General features: G+C 42.3%; 14 protein-coding genes and 1 other annotated feature. Of the genes, 1 reads left to right on the top strand and 13 read right to left on the bottom strand.

The window, feature by feature from the left end; translation table 11 throughout:
- Positions 1 to 48 precede the first annotated feature (48 nt).
- From BRLA_RS06090 to BRLA_RS06065, 6 genes are all read right to left on the bottom strand, one after another.
- Positions 49 to 1,569: a hypothetical protein gene (locus BRLA_RS06090; protein WP_003338399.1), complete on the bottom strand. Its 1,521-nt coding sequence runs from the start codon at positions 1,567 to 1,569 to the stop codon at positions 49 to 51.
- 70 nt (positions 1,570 to 1,639) lie between these two features.
- Entirely contained in the window at positions 1,640 to 2,158 is a 519-nt protein-coding gene (locus tag BRLA_RS06085; protein WP_041751980.1) for a prepilin peptidase, read from the bottom strand.
- A gap of 138 nt (positions 2,159 to 2,296) precedes the next feature.
- Entirely contained in the window at positions 2,297 to 3,703 is a 1,407-nt protein-coding gene (gene murC / locus BRLA_RS06080) for a UDP-N-acetylmuramate--L-alanine ligase (RefSeq protein WP_003338401.1), read from the bottom strand.
- 1 nt (position 3,704) lies between these two features.
- Positions 3,705 to 5,075 carry a bifunctional folylpolyglutamate synthase/dihydrofolate synthase gene (locus BRLA_RS06075; RefSeq protein ID WP_003338402.1) on the bottom strand — a complete coding sequence of 457 codons (1,371 nt, stop codon included), beginning with the start codon at positions 5,073 to 5,075 and terminating at the stop codon, positions 3,705 to 3,707.
- 51 nt (positions 5,076 to 5,126) lie between these two features.
- Entirely contained in the window at positions 5,127 to 7,793 is a 2,667-nt protein-coding gene (locus BRLA_RS06070; protein WP_003338403.1) for a valine--tRNA ligase, read from the bottom strand.
- A 61-nt stretch (positions 7,794 to 7,854) separates the two neighbouring features.
- Positions 7,855 to 8,134, bottom strand: a binding site (T-box leader).
- A 134-nt stretch (positions 8,135 to 8,268) separates the two neighbouring features.
- Complete coding sequence (locus tag BRLA_RS06065; protein WP_003338405.1) at positions 8,269 to 9,132, bottom strand: YitT family protein; 864 nt, start codon at positions 9,130 to 9,132, stop codon at positions 8,269 to 8,271.
- Positions 9,133 to 9,269: 137 nt separating this feature from the next.
- On the opposite strand from BRLA_RS06065, the gene BRLA_RS06060 reads away from it, so the two are divergent.
- A complete protein-coding gene (locus BRLA_RS06060; protein ID WP_003346010.1) occupies positions 9,270 to 9,455 on the top strand; it encodes a hypothetical protein in 186 nt (61 codons plus the stop codon).
- A gap of 67 nt (positions 9,456 to 9,522) precedes the next feature.
- On the opposite strand, the gene BRLA_RS06055 is transcribed toward BRLA_RS06060, so the two are convergent.
- The 7 genes from BRLA_RS06055 to BRLA_RS06025 form a co-directional block, all read right to left on the bottom strand.
- Entirely contained in the window at positions 9,523 to 10,518 is a 996-nt protein-coding gene (locus tag BRLA_RS06055) for a protein kinase family protein (RefSeq protein WP_003338407.1), read from the bottom strand.
- Positions 10,515 to 11,498: an aminoglycoside phosphotransferase/kinase family protein gene (locus BRLA_RS06050; RefSeq protein WP_003338408.1), complete on the bottom strand. Its 984-nt coding sequence runs from the start codon at positions 11,496 to 11,498 to the stop codon at positions 10,515 to 10,517. Before BRLA_RS06050 ends, BRLA_RS06055 begins: the two co-directional genes overlap by 4 nt.
- Before the next feature lie 14 nt (positions 11,499 to 11,512).
- Positions 11,513 to 15,262, bottom strand: coding sequence for a LysM peptidoglycan-binding domain-containing protein (locus BRLA_RS06045; RefSeq protein ID WP_041751976.1), 3,750 nt, complete (start codon positions 15,260 to 15,262; stop codon positions 11,513 to 11,515).
- A 200-nt stretch (positions 15,263 to 15,462) separates the two neighbouring features.
- Positions 15,463 to 16,377, bottom strand: coding sequence for an NAD-dependent epimerase/dehydratase family protein (locus BRLA_RS06040; protein WP_003338852.1), 915 nt, complete (start codon positions 16,375 to 16,377; stop codon positions 15,463 to 15,465).
- A gap of 1 nt (position 16,378) precedes the next feature.
- Complete coding sequence (locus tag BRLA_RS06035; protein ID WP_003334878.1) at positions 16,379 to 16,834, bottom strand: NUDIX hydrolase; 456 nt, start codon at positions 16,832 to 16,834, stop codon at positions 16,379 to 16,381.
- Between the two features lie 180 nt (positions 16,835 to 17,014).
- A complete protein-coding gene (hemL, locus tag BRLA_RS06030; protein ID WP_003334879.1) occupies positions 17,015 to 18,307 on the bottom strand; it encodes a glutamate-1-semialdehyde 2,1-aminomutase in 1,293 nt (430 codons plus the stop codon).
- Between the two features lie 149 nt (positions 18,308 to 18,456).
- Positions 18,457 to 19,518, bottom strand: a complete 1,062-nt coding sequence (locus BRLA_RS06025; RefSeq protein WP_003334880.1) for a siroheme decarboxylase subunit alpha — start codon at positions 19,516 to 19,518, stop codon at positions 18,457 to 18,459.
- Position 19,519 lies beyond the last annotated feature (1 nt).

Raw genomic sequence — 19,519 nt, 5'->3', positions numbered from 1 at the left:
AAGAAAGACCTTGTTTGCAAGAAACCTTTTGCAAACAAAGCCATTTTCCTAATTCGTCTCCTTCATCCATGTAGCATAATAATGTAAATATTGCATAATTCCTTTTTGTACCTGCCAAGCATATGGCTCAGCATTGCCCGTTTTTAGTTGGGTCATCGTACTCATTGCCTGATTCATCCCCTGGACCATCCCCGCTATATAGACTTGCTCCTTTTGTGACAAGGCCTGCTGTGTTGCTCTACTATTATCTAAAAAGGCGACATGCATCCTTTTGAGCTTAGCTTCTTGCTCTGCTGTAAGCGGCTGTACTTTTTGCTTATCTGTATTAACCACTTGACTGGATAAAGTAGAAAGCTGTTGAATGATATCTATTCCCGATTTGATAAATGCATTAACAACCCCTTTATCAGAGGAAGCACCTACTTCTAAAGGGGAGGTAGGGACAATCTGAACTTGTTTCTCTGTAGCTGGTAGCTTCACTTCTTTTACATAGACTTCCATTTGCTTTTGTCTGAAATTATCTGCCAATCCCAAAATGGCATCACGACTTGGCGATACTCCCGTAAATAAATGAAGTCTTCCTTCGATTGGATAAAGAAAATGAGGTAATCCCTTTTCGTCGAGAGAGGCAATAGCGGGCTCGGCTGCTTTTGGGTCAGTAAACACCCCCATTTGAACCATGTAATAGTTTTGTTCTGGAAATTGGACGGTTGCAAGCACGGCATCTGATTTCTGACTAGTAGAGCCAAGTGGCGATCTCGCCTGCTGTGACGCTCCTTCTTTAGACAAGCCCGCTTCTCGTGCATCATTTGATTCATTAGGTTGACGCTCACCATTTACGGGAATAGCTTTTTCATTGAATGTACTCGTCCCTTCAGAAGTAGCAGCAGAATTCTGTGTGGCTTCGGTTGATTTCGGCAGTGTAGCACCCGCCTGTGAGGGATGCACTAGCTGTTCTTGTACGAAGATATTTAAAACAATAAAGCCAAATAACACTCCAAGGATAACGGCACTTATTGTCGTAAGAAATACTCGTAAAATAGGTCGCTTTGATATATGGCTTTGATTTTTTATTAGTTTTTCCCACCATGCCGGCTTCCTTGATTCTTGCTCCCAATCAGAGGGATAAACCCCCTCGTAATATGGGCTCTGATATCCCTCTTCACCCAGCCGACCTTCTACAAACGATTTATCCTGCTCTTCTTTTTCCAATAAGCGCTCAGCTTTAGACAATTCAGCTAGGAACTGTTCCTTACTCGTATGAGTGGGTAGGTTTTGTTCCTCCAGCTTCCCCAATCTACTCATTGCCTCAGCTAATTCCAGCTCTGCCTCCTTCGCTTGCTGCTCGCCATATTCTTGCCTTGTTTCTTTATTGTCATCGCCTACTAGCTCCCGTATTCCTCCACGTACTCCCTTATTATCTGCGGCCTTTTCTGGCTGTGTTTTTTTATCATTCTTCTGTTCTTTTACCTGCATATTTTGTACAGGTGTATTTGCCCCCATCTTATTTTGGGGCGGGATGACAGGTGATAGTTTTATAGATATTCGATTGGAAGGTTGTCCGCTCATAGTAGGTCCTCCTCGTTCTCTTAACTCTAGTACTACTAGTTTACGAACAGACCTAACAAGTTATGACTGCTCAGGGAAGAAAAAATATAGCATAGACATGCAGCACATCCATCCTGCCTACATACGTAAACAACCAGCCAATTGTCAAACAACAGGCAAATGGTATTCCTTCCTTTCTTATTCGCGGCTGTCGAGCTAATAGAATCGCAAGTGCGATTGTGCTAATCCCGGCTACGAGCAACAGAGAAATTATATAGGTCCTCCCTACAATTAACCCTAATAAGGCTGCTAACTTAATATCTCCTCCTCCCAGTCCTCCTTTCGTAACAATTGCTGTTACATATAAAAGCACAAAAGCCAATAACATAGCTAACATATGCGTTGTAAATGTCTCTTTTTCTAATGGATGAATCACACGTACACATAAAAATGTAAAAGTAGCGGGCAAAACAATAGAATTAGGGATCAGGCGTTTCCTTATATCCAAAAAGCAAATCACTCCTAGTAACCCCCCGCAGATCCAGCAAATTAGTCGTTCGATTCCAGCTTCTTCCCCTAATATAATGGGCCATCCCCACTGTAGCATCATAAACACCTGCCTCAGCTTGTTACTACGTTCAATTTGTATCCTAGCTCATTAGATAGAGACAAAAAAACTGCCAGACAAATCCGGCAGTTTCCTTTGTTACCACTATCTAGTTTAGTATGACAATAAATGCTTTTATGCTCAGTTTTCCTGTGCTTCTTTAACTTTTTGTTGCAATTGCTCAGCGAACCAATATGCAGATTTCCAAATGTCTCCCGCTCCCATTGTTAAGACGAGATCACCTGGCTGCAATTGCTTCACCAGTTGTTGCTGCACTTCTTCCTTAGTAGGGATGTACTGTGCACGCGGATGACTATTCACTTTAATTTTATCAACTAAAATCTCAGAGGATACCCCTTCGATTTTCTTTTCCCCTGCAGGAGAAAAAATATCCGTAATAATCACTTCGTCCGCTTCTGAAAAAGCTCGGCTAAATTCCTCCATCAAGAAAAACGTGCGAGTATAGCGCTGTGGCTGAAATATTGCGATCACCCGACGCCCACAAGCCTTCGCTCCATTTAATGTTGCCATGATTTCTGTTGGATGATGAGCATAATCATCAACCACTAAAATATCTTGTGCATCCCCAATAATTTGGAAACGACGTTTTGCACCACGGAACGTACTCAAGGCCTGTGAGATCTTTTCAAAGGGAACTCCTGCTTCTAACGCTACAATCATGGCTGCTAAGGAGTTAGCTACATTATGCTTGCCTGGGAAGTGAAGAATTACTTCGCCTAAATGAACATCCTTATGCCATGCCTGATAGGTTGTAGTCAGATCACCGCATACAATCTCCGTAGCATAAAAATCCGCTGACCCACTATATACAGGGTCAATAGAATAGGTAATTACCTTTCGATTAACTGAAGGCATTAATTCACGTACATGATGATCATCCAGACACACAATAGCTGTACCATTTGGTTTGATGTTACCTAGAAAATGAACATAAGCCCTTTTTAGGTTGGCAAAATCTCCATCAAAATGCTCTAAATGATCTGGCTCAATATTAGTTACAATCGCATATGCTGGATGGTATTCCTTAAAGGAGCCGTCACTTTCATCTGCCTCTGCCACTACATAGTCGCTTTTACCAGCTTTTGCATTCGTACCAGCGTTGACTAGTTCACCACCGATAATAAAAGTAGGATCCTCGCCACATGCTTCTAAAATGTGAGCTGTCATCGAAGTTGTAGTGGTTTTACCATGAGCACCAGCTACAGCTACACCTGTTCTTTCATTTAGAATCTTGGCAAGCATCTGTGAACGATGCAGCAGCGGAATCCCCTTTTCCAGGGCCGCTGCAACTTCAGGATTTTCTTTCGATATACTAGTGGAATAAACGACGATATCTGCCCCATCAATATGAGAAGCATCATGACCGATAATCACTTGTGCTCCTTTTTCCTGTAGCTTTCGGGCAAGATCGTTCATCGCTACATCCGATCCTGTTACTTTATATCCTAAATCAACTAATACGCGTGCAATTCCACTCATACCATAACCGCCGATTCCGACGAAGTGGACATGTTGCAATGGTTCCACTTTATTCACCTACCTGTTCTACGGGGATTAAAAAGATTGAGCGTACCAAAGAGATGAAGTAAAGTGATCCGCAAATCAGCAACGTCTCATCGCTCTTCGTCTCGTCGCTCAGCCATTCACGCAACGTGATTTCCCAATTATCAACACGTTCCAGTTGTTCTTGATTAAAGCCACCCATCAAAAAAGCATCCTCTAAGGTATCTACAGAGGCGGCTCTTGGAAAATCAAAGCTCGTGAGATACACGTTGGCAAATTCGAGCGGCGCCTCTTTAAGAACCCGAGCCATTTGAGGCAACGGTTTATCCTCAAGAGCAGAGAACATTAAATGAACTCGCTTTGTATCGCTTGCCAGCTCAGTTAAACTGTCGACTAGCATCGTGATACCTTCCGTGTTATGTGCTCCATCTATCATACATAACGGTTTTCGTGAGACAATCTCCAAGCGCCCTGGCCATGTAGCTTGCGCCAAACCCTTCTTCCTATCTTCTTCCTCCACAAAAAAAGCATAGAATTCTCTCATGAGATCTAGAACCATCAAGGCCACGCCCGCGTTTTGTACCTGATGTTTGCCTAGTAACCCCAATTGATATGTGGAAGAGTTGAGACGAAATAAACTACCATATTCGATATGCTGGGCTCCTCTTGAAGCTTCTGTAAAGAGAGGCTTGGAATAAAATTCGTTACCTAGCCTATAAAGCCTGCTGTTTTTTTGTTTGGTAATCCGAGAAATAACCTCAAGTGCCTCTTCGTGCAGATGTCCTACTACAACAGGCACTCCTGATTTGATTATGCCGGCTTTTTCCAAAGCAATCTCACCAATCGTTGAGCCTAGAACATTGGTATGATCAAGACCAACATTGGTAATGACACTTATGATGGGATGGACAACATTCGTTGAATCCAAACGTCCACCAAGCCCCGTTTCCCAAATCACAATCGCAGGTCTGACCACTCTGCCAAAATAACAGATCGCCAGTAAAGTAATAACCTCAAACTCAGTAGGACAGCCATACTCCGTTTCACGTTCACAGCGCCCCACCAACGGCTTTATTTCATCCACAAGACGAACAAGGTCGTCCTGTGGAATGAGTTGGTTATTAAATCGAATACGTTCGCGAAAATCAGTGATATATGGGGAAGTAAAGGTTCCAACACTAATTCCCGCTTCCAGCATTACGTGTGTCAAAAAAGTGCACGTAGAGCCTTTTCCATTGGTACCTGCCACATGAACAAATAACAAATTTCGTTCAGGATGCCCTAACTCCTCTAGCATCCAATTCATGCGCTCTAAACCAGGTTTAAGTCCAAAACGTAACGGGCTGTGAAGCCAATCCAATGCTTCATCATAAGTAAGAATATGATCTGCCTTCATTTACCGTATGACCCCAATCGTTTAATTATGACAAGAATGAAGCAGACAAGCTTAGGATTCTAGATCAGCTAAACGAGCGATGACCTTTTCACGCTTGTTCGCGTAGTCTGCCATTTTAGCTTTTTCTTCCTCAATAACATTTGCGGGAGCTTTTGCCATAAAGCCTGGGTTGTTCAGCTTTTTCTCGATGCGTTCTACTTCTTTATTTAGTGTATCAATTTCCTTCTCCAAACGCTTGCGCTCCTGTTCCAAGTCAAGTAACCCTGCAAGCGGTAAAAATAACTCTGCACCAGTAACAACAGCGGACATTGCTTTTTCTGGCGCTTCCAAATCAGTACCAATTACTAGTTTTTCAGGGTTGCAGAAACGTACCAAGAACTCTTCTCCACGTTGTAGACTTTGAAGAGATTGTTGATCGTTAGCCTTGATTACTAGTTCAATTTTTTTAGACATTGGCACGTTTACTTCTGCACGGATGTTACGCACGCTGCGGATAATATCCATAAGCAAGCTCATTTCAGCTTCAGCATCGTTAAAAGTTAACTCGCCTTTTGCCTGCGGCCAAGCAGCAATTGTGATGCTTTCACCCTGATGCGGTAGGGCTTGCCATATTTCTTCCGTGATGAAAGGCATGAATGGGTGTAGCAAACGCAACGTCTGATCTAGCACATATACAAGCACTGATTGAGTTGCTTTTTTCGCTTGTTCATCTGTACCGTACAATGGCAATTTAGCCATCTCAATGTACCAGTCGCACAAATCATCCCAGATGAAATTGTATAGCAGACGGCCTGCTTCTCCAAAATCAAACGCATCCATCAAACGAGTAACATCTGCGATGGTTCCTTGAAGACGGGTTAAAATCCATTTATCAGGTGCAGATAATTCTTTGGTTAAATCGATATCTTCATACGTAAAGTCTTGTAGATTCATCAAAGCAAAACGTGAAGCATTCCAGATCTTGTTTGCAAAATTGCGGTTCGCTTCTACTTTTTCCCAATAAAAACGTTGGTCATTACCCGGGGAATTACCCGTTGCCAATGTGAAACGCAAAGCATCCGCACCGTACTTCTCGATTACTTCCATCGGGTCAACCCCGTTACCAAGCGACTTAGACATCTTACGCCCTTCAGAATCGCGGATAATTCCGTGGATTAACACGTGCTCAAATGGCTTCTCACCAGTGAATTCCAAACCGCTGAAAATCATACGTGCTACCCAGAAGAAAATGATGTCGTAGCCTGTTACAAGTACGTTAGTTGGATAGAAGTATTTCATGTCTTCTGTTTCATCTGGCCAACCTAATGTGGAGAATGGCCACAACGCAGAGCTGAACCACGTATCTAAGACGTCATTATCCTGAGAAAGGTTGCTGGAGTTACATTTGCAGCATTCTGTGACATCAACTCGGGATACATGCAACTCGCCACAATCCTGGCAATACCAAGCAGGAATACGGTGGCCCCACCATAATTGTCGGGAAATGCACCAATCACGAATATTTTCGATCCAGCGCAGGTACGTGTTTTTAAAACGTTCAGGAACAAATGTAACACTGTCTTCGGAAGCAGCATTTTTTAGCGCTTCGTCTGCAAGAGGCTGCATGTTAACAAACCATTGTGTCGATAGGTATGGCTCTACTACCGCGTCACTTCGTTCACTATGTCCAACCTGATGAATATGCTCCTCGATTTTAAACATAACGCCTTGATCTTGTAAGTCTTTAATAATTTGCTTGCGACAAGCGAAACGATCAAGCCCTTTATAGGAAGCAGCATTTTCATTCATTACCCCTGATTCATCCATGACAATGATTTGTTCCAAATTATGACGTTGACCCAGCTCAAAGTCATTTGGATCGTGTGCAGGCGTGATTTTAACCGCACCAGAACCAAATTCAGGGTCTACATAATCGTCCGCAACAATCGGAATTTCGCGACCTGTAATCGGCAGAACAACCATTTTGCCAACTAAATCTTTATAACGTTCATCCTCTGGGTGAACGGCTACTGCGGTATCGCCTAGCATCGTTTCAGGACGAGTTGTAGCCACTTCAATAAAGCCGCTTCCATCAGCTAATGGATAACGCATGTGGTGCAGCGCGCCTTTTACTTCTTTATAAATAACCTCGATATCAGACAAGGCTGTACGAGCGGCTGGGTCCCAGTTAATGATGCGCTTACCGCGGTAGATCAAACCTTTGTCATAGAGGCGAACAAATACTTCACGAACGGCACGTGATAAGCCCTCGTCCATCGTAAAACGCTCGCGTGAGTAATCTAGAGCAAGTCCAAGTTTTTCCCATTGTTCACGAATATGATTAGCATAGACATGCTTCCATTCCCAAACTTTTTCTATAAATTTTTCACGGCCCAAATCATGACGGCTTAAGCCCTCTTCACGCAGGTTTGCTTCTACCTTCGTTTGAGTTGCGATACCCGCATGATCCATTCCTGGTAGAAACAGCGTACTGTATCCCTGCATACGCTTAGCACGTGTAATAATATCTTGTAGCGTTGTATCCAATGCATGACCCAAATGTAGCTTACCCGTTACATTTGGAGGTGGGATTACAATCGTATAAGGAGCTTTCTTTGGATCGCGCTCCGCTTTAAAAAATTCTTGTTCCATCCAGTAGGGATACCATTTGGCCTCCGCTGCCTTTGGATCATAGTTTTTTGGTAGTTGTGAATCAAGAGATGCTTGTTCGTTTGCCATAAACCTATTCCTCCTTATAATTGCACATCATTACATGGGCAAATAAAAAAACTCCTCATCATCAAAGGACGAAAAGGAGTTTGTTTCGCGGTACCACCTTTGTTAACGCGCGTTATCATCATTCAAATACATTTCCCACTATGTGAAAGTACGGAACTCACGCGTTCACTCTAACAAGATAACGGTTTGACGCCGATTCCAACTACTTTATTACTTCTCATTTCATTGGAATTGCTCATGGATGACTTTCCATATCCCTACTCCTTAGAGAATCTCGCAGCTAATGATTCTCCCTCTCTGATAAGGTGGGTATATGTACTCTTTCCAATCATAGCATTGCATATATAATCATATACAGCATATTATAGCGAACCCCTAATGGTACGTCAAATAGAGAAAAATGTGAATGCTTACAGACAGAAACGAAAGCTGTTTGATTTACCTTCCCTTCTAAATCAGACAGCCTTCGTTCCTTTTAATGAATCGCTTCCTTCTTAAAACGACCGCCTTTTACATCACGAATGTTTCCAATGGCTAAAAATGCAGACTGATCCCATTCTTCTACAATTGATTTTAATTTGGCCTCTTCCAATCGGGTGATAACGGTAAAGATAATTGTCTTATTATCTCTAGAATATCCACCTTCCCCGTTCAAATAAGTAACACCACGTCCTAGCCTTGCTAGCAGAGCTTCACCAATTTCTCGATGCTTGTCACTAATGATCCAGACTGACCTAGATTCGTTAAAGCCCTCAAGTGTTAATTCAATCATTTTGTAGGCGATGTAGTAAGCAAGTAAGGAATACATCGCTTGATTCCAGCCAAATACAAATCCCGCACTGCCTAAAATAAATATGTTGAAAAACATGATTACCTCTCCAACAGAAAAGGCTGTTTTCCTGTTAAACAAAATGGCTACAACCTCTGTCCCATCCAGCGACCCACCATAACGAATGACCAAGCCTACTCCTATCCCCAAAAATACGCCACCATAAACCGCAGCGAGAAACGGTTCCCTCGTAACAGCGCTGACTGGGTGCAATAAACTTGTAGCAATTGACATGGTCGTAACTCCAAACAATGTAGATAGGGCAAACGTTCTACCTATGTGCTTATAACCAATAATGAGGAAGGGAATATTTAATAAAAATAAGAAAAGACCAATTGGCCAGCCTGTCAAATGACTAAAAATAATAGAAACACCCGTAATTCCTCCATCAATGACTTGATTGGGAATCAAAAATTCTTCTAGTCCAAATGAAAAAATCATGGACCCTAGAATGATAAAAAAAGCTCTCTTGAATAGTTGAACGGTGTTAACCCTTCTATGTTCAATCAAAAGAACCACATCCTCTCTTCTTTATTTGTTTTTTTATATTTTACTGCAATTCATGTAAAGAAACGATTCATAAAGTGCTGCTGGGCTTCACCCTCTATCCGCATACTGCATACACTGTGCAGTAAGGGGTGATCATTATGAATTGGCGACGCTTTAAATACAGTTCTTTTCTACACAATGTAAAAGCTTCCTATAAGCAGTTTCTATTGCCTTTTACAGCCTTTCAGTTTATTAGAACCTTACTATTGCCCACCTCTCTCGATGTATTAATCCTCGGCTTCCTCGCCATTTCTTATGCCGCATTCTCGATGGATTGGCTGTAGTCACGTCATTATGTTTACCCACCCATCATGCAAAAAAACGCCTCCTTTTCCCAAGAAGGCGTCTAAATCAAAATGCTTGATTGGTCCATCTATTTAAGCTCACCAGCCGATCCAAATCCTTTTCCAATCGTTTAACTGCATATAGCTCCGTCCATTCGTACCGTCGATTATAGTAGGACTCCAGATTACGCATGATCCTCTCAGGATATTGCAAAAAGTATCGTAGTAGCGAAATCTCTTCTGGTCGAAGGGGAAACACTTCACTGTACTGTTCAAAAAGATCAGTTGCTGTTTTACTTTCGCCCCCAAGCTGAAAATAATTACGTAGCATTACCGCTACATCACGAATGGGGGTATCGAACACCGTTCGGTCAAAATTTAGTAAACGCACTTTGCCGCTCTCATTCATAACCGTATGACTTGGATCTGGATAACCATGAATGAGCGAGAGGCGAAATTGATTGCTTGTTTCGTGTCGTCTTCGCCAAATGCGTAAATTTTCCAAGGCTTGATTAGCATTGTCAGCAATAAAAGTATGATTTGCTAAAAACGCCACATCAAACGGAGATGCATAATCACGTTCATTAGCGAGATCACGGAACATAGCCAATTGACGAATCCAGCTTTGCCATCTATTAATTAGGGCATCAACGAGCGGCTCCACCTGCTTTGGATCTTCAATTCGGTAATTTTGCGTTAGCTGATGAAACTCCGCCAATCGAACAACTGTGCCCGAAGCCCAGCTAGACAGATTCGCTTTGGAAATTGAAACACTATCCTCCCATTGGGTTAAATAATAAACCTCTCCCCCTTGCTTTACATATGGCTCATCAATTTTGGTATATAAAAGAGGGATAGCACCATCCCAGCCTCTTTGCTCCAAATGCCTCAATACGCCACCCACATAAAGTAGGCGAGTGGCCGGTGTGGCTGTTTTTTTGCAGGAATAACACCCATTTGGAGTAATCCCTTTGAATACACGTGGAGCTTTAACCAACTCAATTGATTGTACATACATATCGTACTCGTTAAACAAGGGAAAGAGTTGATCGTACTGACTCATGACGGTTGCCGTCCTCGCTCTGCTCGCTTCGCCAAGCGTTGCAGATGATAATCCAATTCTCGCTGTCGCATGACTGATTGTTTGACATCCTCTGCAGCTTGTTTATCCTCTTTTGTGCTAGCTTGAAGAACCTTTTCCAACGTTTTCCATAATTCATGCGGATAGGCCATAAAGGAGAGTAGTAAACGAAACTCTTCATAATTCAATGGTTTTACCTCTTCATAACCATCTAGAAAGGCGTCAACCAATGCCGGATCTCCACCATCCAACGCAATTTCCTGTAAAAAGCTTGCTGTATCCTTATGCTGAACAGTGAGAGAGGTTTTATAAAAGCCTCGCAAAAACACTTGATCGTCAACCATTACCCAATTCTTCCGTGATAAGTCCTTATGAGAAGCTGCAAGCACTTCATCTGGTAAGGATACGCTCTGAATCAAGGTAGCACTGCGCTCCATCCGTTCTAAGATTGACGGAAACAAGCTTCCCCATTTATTGCGCTTCTTGGCATTACGATCTCGTTCCCACTGCTTTAAAAATTTTTTTGTCCGATCCAGCCCTTGCTGTGCATGTAATTGTTCTCGTTTCAACAATTCTCCACCAATTTGGAGGGATTGCGCTTGTTGGGCTAAATGCATTTGCGCTGTTATACGACCACATTCCAGCATGTTATCAGTGGTGTAGGCGATAGGTTCTTCTACGCGATGGTGATCCATCATGCTATAACCCTTTTTATTTGATACTATATAAGGCTTCGAATCTTTGGTACGAATAAATCGTTCTACGTTTTTAACCCCCTGACGCGCCATTTGCTCACGCCATCCGTAAGACCAACGCATATATTCTATACGAGGCCATACCCTTACCTCTTTGGTTCCCCTGTTTGTTTCTATTAAATAGTAATCCACTTTTGGTGTTATTTTGGTCGTTTTCAGTTTATATCGTTTGCAGATGGGGGAAATATCTAATTGTTCCTTTGCCATGCCCTTCTCTCCCCTTATTGCGGAATGTAAAGAATTTGCCCCTCTTCTACCCGATCTGTTGACATTCGATTTGCTTCTTTAATTTTGCTTACGGACATTTCATACCGCTGTGCAATGGAATCTAAGGTATCATTTTTTTGGATAATGCACATTTTCAATTTACTGAATTTTTCTGTGCGATCTTGAACAAATGAAGTTAGATTCCCTAATGCATCTTTACGTGAACTACTGGTATCACGTTTTGCTTTCGTTTGCTCTGAAAGCTCCTCCTCTTGTTTACTCTCCTCACGCAGATTTTTATTTTTCTCATTTCCATGTAAGTGTGAGAAAATATTGGAGAAGTTCATCATTTCATTTTGCTCTTTATGATTGTTTTTTGAGCCAATTGCAACCTTCATTTCTTTTTCCTGTTCAACTTGGGATGCTGTATTTTCCTCTGCCGATTTTGCTTCTTCCTTCTCCAATTGAGCCATGAGCACAGTTGCCTCTTCTTCTGTGCTTAATTCCGTCCTGATAGTAGGCTCTTGTTGCTCCTGATCATAATCTGCTGTATGAACTTTTACCTTATTTTCATCTAGTTCGACATGTACTTTGGCAGTTTCTGTTGCTGTTTCTGTTATTCTTTCTGTTATTCTTTCTGTTATTGCTTCTTTTTTTGCTGTTGTGGTTATATCTACCTGATCTCCTTCACTCCCCTCAACTAATTGCACTGTTGATTGAGAGTGATGATTCTCTATCCGCTCTTCATGTTGTTTCGTAACAACTTCTTTTGGTTCTGGAGTTACCTCCGGGCGTTTCGTTGCAGCTTCTTTTGGTTTTGGAGCTACTTCTTGGTGTTTGGCAACCGTCTCTTGGGTTTTTGCAACGGCTTCCTTTGGCTCTGGAGCTATTTCTTGCGGTTTTGCAACGGCTTCTTTTGGCTCCGGAACAGTTTCTTGGCGTTTTTCAGCAACTTCTTTTGGTTCGGCAACTGTCTCTTGGGTTTTTGCAACGGCCTTTTTTGGCTCCGGAACGGTTTCTTGGCGTTTTTCAGCAACTTCTTTTGGTTCAGCAACTGTCTCTTGGGTTTTTACAACGGCTTCCTTTGGCTCTGGAGCTATTTCTTGCGGTTTTGCAACGGCTTCTTTTGGCTCCGGAACGGTTTCTTGGCGCTTTTCAGCAACCTCTTTTGGTTCGGCAACTGTCTCTTGAGATTTTGCAACGGCTTCTTTTGGCTCTGGAGCTATTTCTTGCGGTTTTGCAACGGCCTCTTTTGGCTCCGGAACGGTTTCTTGGCGTTTTTTAGCAACCTCTTTTGGTTCGGCAACTGTCTCTTGCGGTTTTGCAACGGCTTCCTTTAGCTCTGGAGCTATTTCTTGCGGTTTTGCAACGGCTTCTTTTGGCTCCGGAACGGTTTCTTGGCGTTTTTCTGCAACTTCTTTTAGTTCGGCAACCGTCTCTTGGGTTTTTGCAACGGCTTCCTTTGGCTCTGGAGCTATTTCTTGCGATTTTGCAATAGCTTCTTTTGGCTCTGGAACGGTTTCTTGACGGTTTTCAGCAACTTCTTTTAGTTCGGCAACCGTCTCTTGGGATTTTGCAACGGCTTCCTTTAGCTCTGGAGCTATTTCTTGCGATTTTGCAATAGCTTCTTTTGGCTCTGGAACGGTTTCTTGGCGTTTTTCAGCAACCTCTTTTGGTTCGGCAACTGTCTCTTGGGATTTTGCAACGGCTTCTTTTAGCTCTGGAACGGTTTCTTGGTGCTTTGCAACAGCTTCCTTTGGCTCTCTCGATGTTTCCTGATGCTCTGCAATTAATTCAAATGATGCAGATTGCTCAAGGTGAGGTGACTCCTCCTTAAAAGTAACTTCTTCGTAAAAAGATTTACTCTCCTTCTCCTCTATATCTACTTCTGTTTCAACCTGCTCATGATAGGAGACTGGTTCTACATACACTCCATCAGTCATTGCCTCCTGATCTTCCACTGACTCCCTCACATATTCATTAGGATTAGGCGGCTGATACGAAGCTTGATATAGAGATTTAGCGATATGCTCAGGTTGGTACTGCATGCCAGCAACAGGTTGAGGGACTGGGCTAGGTGGAAATGGAGGTGGTTGATAAAACATTTGTTGTGGTGGTGCATATGGTGGCATCTGGGCAAACGGATATTGTGGTGGCTGCTGTTGATAAAACGGCCCTGCCATCGGCTGAAATGGATTTGGAGGTGGTGGGGCAAAAGGAATAGGGTTCGAGTCTACACCTAATCCGCGGCCCGGTCCCTGGTGTCCTGATCCCTGCTGGTAAGAATTTGTTTGATAAAACGGCGGTGTACCATACGGCGGTGCATACTGCGGGGGTTCTGGCCTAGAAATTGGGTGAAATCCATGTTCGTAAGGTGATTGCTGTCCTTTGAAATCTGATTGTAGATTTGAATATGTTTGATAAGGTCCATTTCCTGATTGCTGGATTTCATCGATTTCTTCCCGTTCTGCTTCATCAGCTGCTGTTTCATATGCCTCATATTGTGGATGCTGATAACGAAACCGTGTCGCCGAATCTTGATCCCAGTTATTTTGAGCTATATCTTCTGACTGCATCTGAAAACCCGGAAATGGTTGATATGGCTGGTATTGGTTGGTTTTCTCGAATTGATCAAACGGATTATTTTGATTAATTTGCTCATATTGCTCGTATTGTTGATATTGATCATTTTGTGCACTATGCTCGTATTGTTGATATTGATCATTTTGCGCATACTGCTCATTTTGATGATATTGATCATCTTGCGCACTTTGCTCGTATTGATGATATTGATCATTTTGCGCACTATGCTCATTTTGATGATATTGATCATCTTGCGCACTATGCTCGTATTGATGATATTGATCATTTTGCGCACTATGCTCGTATTGATGATATTGATCATTTTGCGCACTATGTTCGTATTGATGATATTGATCATTTTGCGCACTATGCTCGTATTGATGATATTGATCATTTTGCGCACTATGCTCGTATTGATGATATTGATCATTTTGCGCATTTTGCTCGTATTGATAATATTGATTATTTTGCCCATATTGCTCGTACTGTTCATTTTGCTGGTACTCTGCATGCGCAATCTCATCTATCAATTCTTGTCCGTCTTCGTTCTGATGTTCCAATTGGGACTCTACTTCTTTCTCTAGAGCGGTCAGCTTTCGTTCTAGATCATCAATAGTGACATGCTGATATTCCTGTTCTTCACTCTCATCGTCAGCTACTTGTATATATTCCCAGGTATCAGGTGATTTTTGCGATTGCTGCTCAGCACGAATCTCCTGTTCATTCTTTAGCTGGATTCCATCTATTATCAGGTCAGCGGTAATAAGTAATTGTTTAGGGCCTTTTATCTCATAATCAAAACTATCAATAATCCCATGAATATCAGAAACCTCTTTGGTTCTGGAAATAGGAACAGAGATACTTATTGGGATACGATGCATGATCTCCGCCTCTTCATCAGAGAAAAAAACGCTAGCATCTCCTTGTTCCAACTGCAACGGAGTAAATCTCATTGCCGAAACCAAGGTGTCCGTTCCGCCATTTGCATTGGCGTTCTTGGTCGGCACATACTTGCCTCGCAGTTGTAAGGACCCACATATCGTAATCTCATAATCATTTTCCCTTATCTCTAAATCGGGTAATAACTCCAGTTCCCGTAGCTCTTCAATTTCTGGTTTATCTGATGAGAGAAATATAGTCTCTTTCATTTGAAACGATAACAGTCCATCTTGTACAGACACACCTGCTCCTCCTTTCAGCTCCACAAGCATTTCCCTATATCTATATGGACAGAGCAACAAAAATAGAACATAAGAGAATGATTTGGCATAAGGTTACGTCTTAGCTAGTCGGATCAAAAAAATCCCGCTCTACCTTGATAGGTAAAACGGGACTTCTCATTAAAACGTACAACCAGCCTCTTTTAGATGATCGTACATATTTACTCATGATTACTTAAATAACTCTCTTCTTTTTCGAATGTTTTCGTGATTCTCTGAATAAGTGATGGTAGCCATTCTTGTAAAGGAACGAATAAAAAGCCTGTCTCCTTTGCCTTTTCGTTACTCATGCACCATACTGATTGGGTTATCCCGAACGGAGACATATGTTCATCTGCTGTTTCTGACATAATAATAGCTTGTTTGCCTGTACTATCTTCAATCAGACTGATAAGTCCTTTTAATGTAATACCCCCATGGGAGCAAGCGTTAAAGGTCCCTTCCAGCTCCTCTTCAGCAGCCCATAGCAAAAAGCGTGCAGCTTGGTTAGCTGGAATAAACCCAATAGTTGCATCTAGGTTCGGAATCCCGATCGTCCATTGTTTCATCACATGCTCTACGTGAAAATGCAAACGACGCGTATAATCATCATCCCCCAGAACGATCGGAAAACGAATGGCTGCTACAGGAAAAGGAGCTTCTTGAAAGAACACAGCTTCGGCCAAACGTTTGCCTTCCTTATAGGATGTTTCTTGTCGCGTCACATATTCAACAGGGTAGTGATAAGGATCAAAATCCTCTTCCGTTACAAATCTGTCTGCCTCGTCATAAACAGATAACGTAGATGTAAAAATATAACGGGACACTTTATCGGTAAAAACCTTTATAGCGATCCGAGCATCCTCTGATGAATAGCAAATATTATCAAAAATCATATCGAATTCATAATCCTCAAATGCAGACAGCATGGATTCCTCATCATAACGGTCGACAATAATTCTCTCTACCTGTTTACCAAATGGATCTTCGGTAATCCCTCGGTTTGCAAGGGTAACTTTTATGCCTTTATCCAAAAGCTCCTGAACCAACCTTTTTCCAAAAAAACGAGTTCCCCCTAAAACAAGCGCTGTTTGCACATTATCCCTCCTTATTGTCAAATCCATAGCTATTAAACCAAATGTCAGATTGACTGACCGAAAGCTCAATCGCTTTTTTTATGTACGAAATGGTATTCTGGGGAAGATCATGAATAGAAAACCATGCTAGTTCATCACATTTATGCGGCTCTGCATTATAAATCTCTCCGGACCATTCTGTTGCCGTTACAAAAAAATCGATACGCTCATCATTTGACAAGCGATGCATAATGCCCGTTATCGTTACTTGATCAGGCTTTAAGATGATGCCTGCTTCTTCACGCGCTTCACGAATCGCAGCTTCTATCACCTGCTCACCACCATCAAGGTGACCGGCTACAACACTGTAATTACCATCTTCGTATCCGGTCTGATATCGTCTTAATAGCAAAATGTTGTTATCTTTTCGCAAAAAAATATGCACGGTGACTGGTGCGGTAAATCGCTCTCCTCCCATGTCATTCCTCCCTTGGTGTCCCTATCTTTTTGTTATAAACCCCCTCGTTTATTATATCATCTTGCTAGGAAAAGTAGGTGAACTTTACTTTTTTCAGCAAGTTTTATGAATACAAAAAAACAGACAGATAAGTTCATCTGTCTGCTTCACAATCTATATTCTTCTTTGAAAACATCTCATCTAGACTAGGGTAGCCATTGCCTTATAGCTTGCTTGAATGGTCTTTTCAATATCTTCATCTGTATGCATAACGGAGACAAACATTCCTTCGAATTGGGAAGGTGGAATCATGATCCCTTCTTGCAGCAACTGTTGGAAGTAACGCGAAAATTTATCTACATCTGCAGTTTTAGCTGTCTCATAGTTGATTACTGGGGTATCTGTAAAGAATAAACATACCATCGAACCAACACGATTTACGGTATGAGGAATTCCTAATTTAGTCGCATTAGCCGCTAAGCCTTCTGCTAGTCGTGCTGAACGAGCATCAAGCTGTTCGTAGACCCCTGGCTTACCAAGCTCCATTAATGTAGCAATACCCGCTGCCATTGCTAATGGATTCCCTGATAAGGTTCCTGCTTGATACACACTTCCCGCTGGAGCTACATGCTGCATAATTTCACGTTTCCCACCGTATGCACCGACTGGCAAACCGCCACCAATGACCTTACCCATCGTGGTTAAATCAGGTGTGATACGATACAAGTCTTGCGCACCGCCGCGAGCTACACGGAAGCCTGTCATTACTTCATCAAAGATCAACACGGTACCATGTTTTTCCGTAATGCTACGCAGTTCCTCTAGAAAGCCCGGCTGAGGTGGTACTACACCCATGTTTCCGCCAATTGGTTCTACAATAACAGCAGCTAATTCTGAGCCGAATTTTTCAAAGGCAAGGCGTACACTATCGATGTCATTATATGGTACCGTAATCGTATTTACTGCAGTTGTTTCAGGCACACCAGGGCTATCCGGCAGGCCTAAGGTGGCAACACCCGAACCAGCCTTAATCAGTAAACTGTCCGCGTGGCCATGATAACAGCCTTCAAACTTCATAATTTTATCACGCTTTGTGTACCCACGCGCCAAACGAAGCGCACTCATTGTTGCTTCGGTCCCTGAATTTACCATTCTCACAACTTCTACTGAAGGAACAATGTCACACACTAGCTTTGCCATTGTGGTTTCACGTTCTGTAGGTGCCCCAAAGCTAGTACCTAGTAAAGCAGTTTCACTAATCGCCTGCAATACTTTTGGATGAGCATGCCCCAAAATCAAAGGTCCCCAGGAGCCAATATAATCAATATAAGTATGCCCATCAACATCTGTAATACGGGAACCTTCCCCTTTTTCAATATAAATAGGATTGCCCCCTACGCTTTTAAATGCACGCACAGGACTATTAACCCCACCGGGAATGTATTGTACCGCTTCTTTATGTAGTTCAATTGATTTCGTGAATTGTCGAGTCATTCCACTCACCCCATTAGAATCTGTTATCGTGAAACTGGTAGAAAAAACGCTTGTTTGAAGGTGATCAAACAAGCGTTTTCCTGTTATGACAATATGCTCCTTATCAGGAAACAGCGCATGCATTCCATGCTATCGGATATTGTGCGCGATTACTTATCCAATCCCAGTTTTGCCGCCATCTCATTTTCCCATTCATAAATCTCAGGTGTAAAATAGGATACGCGTGTTTTCTTGTATTCCTTCGTAGAGTACAATGTAATACGGTCAGTGATACCTGTTTCATCCTCAATGGCTTGTAGGATTGATTCACACTCTTCCTTATCACGACCATGTACCATCGTAAAGATGCTGTACTTCCAATCTGGATAAGTAGGACGTAAATAGCAATGGCTAACCGCTCGGAAGGAACCCATTTTCATTCCAATTTCCTCTGCTTGTTCTGCTGGTACGTTCCATACACCCATACCATTTGCACGGAATCCAGCTTTGCGGTGGTTTAGTACCGCAGAGAAACGACGCATTTGGCCACGGTCTACCAATACTTTCGCGTGGTTCAATAATTCCTCTGTTGTCATGCCAGCATTTTTTGCCCATTCATCAAATGGACGCGAAACAATTGGCAAATCCTTTTGTAGTTCGATAATCACCTTGATATCTTTATCAGTGATCCCTAGATCAATCGCTGCCTGGCGCATTTCTTCTGTGTAAGTAGGAGCAGATTTTGTATTCGCTTCTGCCTCTTTTTTCACATCTAGTTGTACTCCGATTTTAAATAGTTTTAGAGTAGGTAGAATGCGAATCGATTCCACATTAGACAATTCTCCTAAGATTTCAACCGTTTTTTCCAACCCAAAACGACTGTTCGGAGGTAGAGCAATCGTAAACCACAGGTTAAAGTCATGGTTGCGTTTATAGTTATGTGTAATACCCGGGTGGGAGTTAAAAATCTTTACAGCCATTTCATCTAATTTATCAGGAGCAATCCGAGCCGCTACCAGACTTGATTTATATCCTAATGCTTTTGTATCACAAATAGCAGAGATTTGACGGATAGAATCACCTTTCATTTTTTCCAGGCGAGCCATTAACTCTTCTTCTGTTGTCCCTAAATTTTTTGCCATAACCTTAAATGGTTCAGGAACCAATGGAATCTCTTTTTGAATGGCATCCAAAATCTCTTTATCTAACGCATCTAATAAGTCAACCGACATG

Origin of the sequence: Brevibacillus laterosporus LMG 15441 (assembly GCF_000219535.2) — a bacterium.
GTDB classification, from domain to species: Bacteria; Bacillota; Bacilli; order Brevibacillales; family Brevibacillaceae; genus Brevibacillus_B; species Brevibacillus_B halotolerans.
Note: the sequence above shows the minus strand (reverse complement) of the source record. Positions and strands in the feature narration are given on the sequence as shown.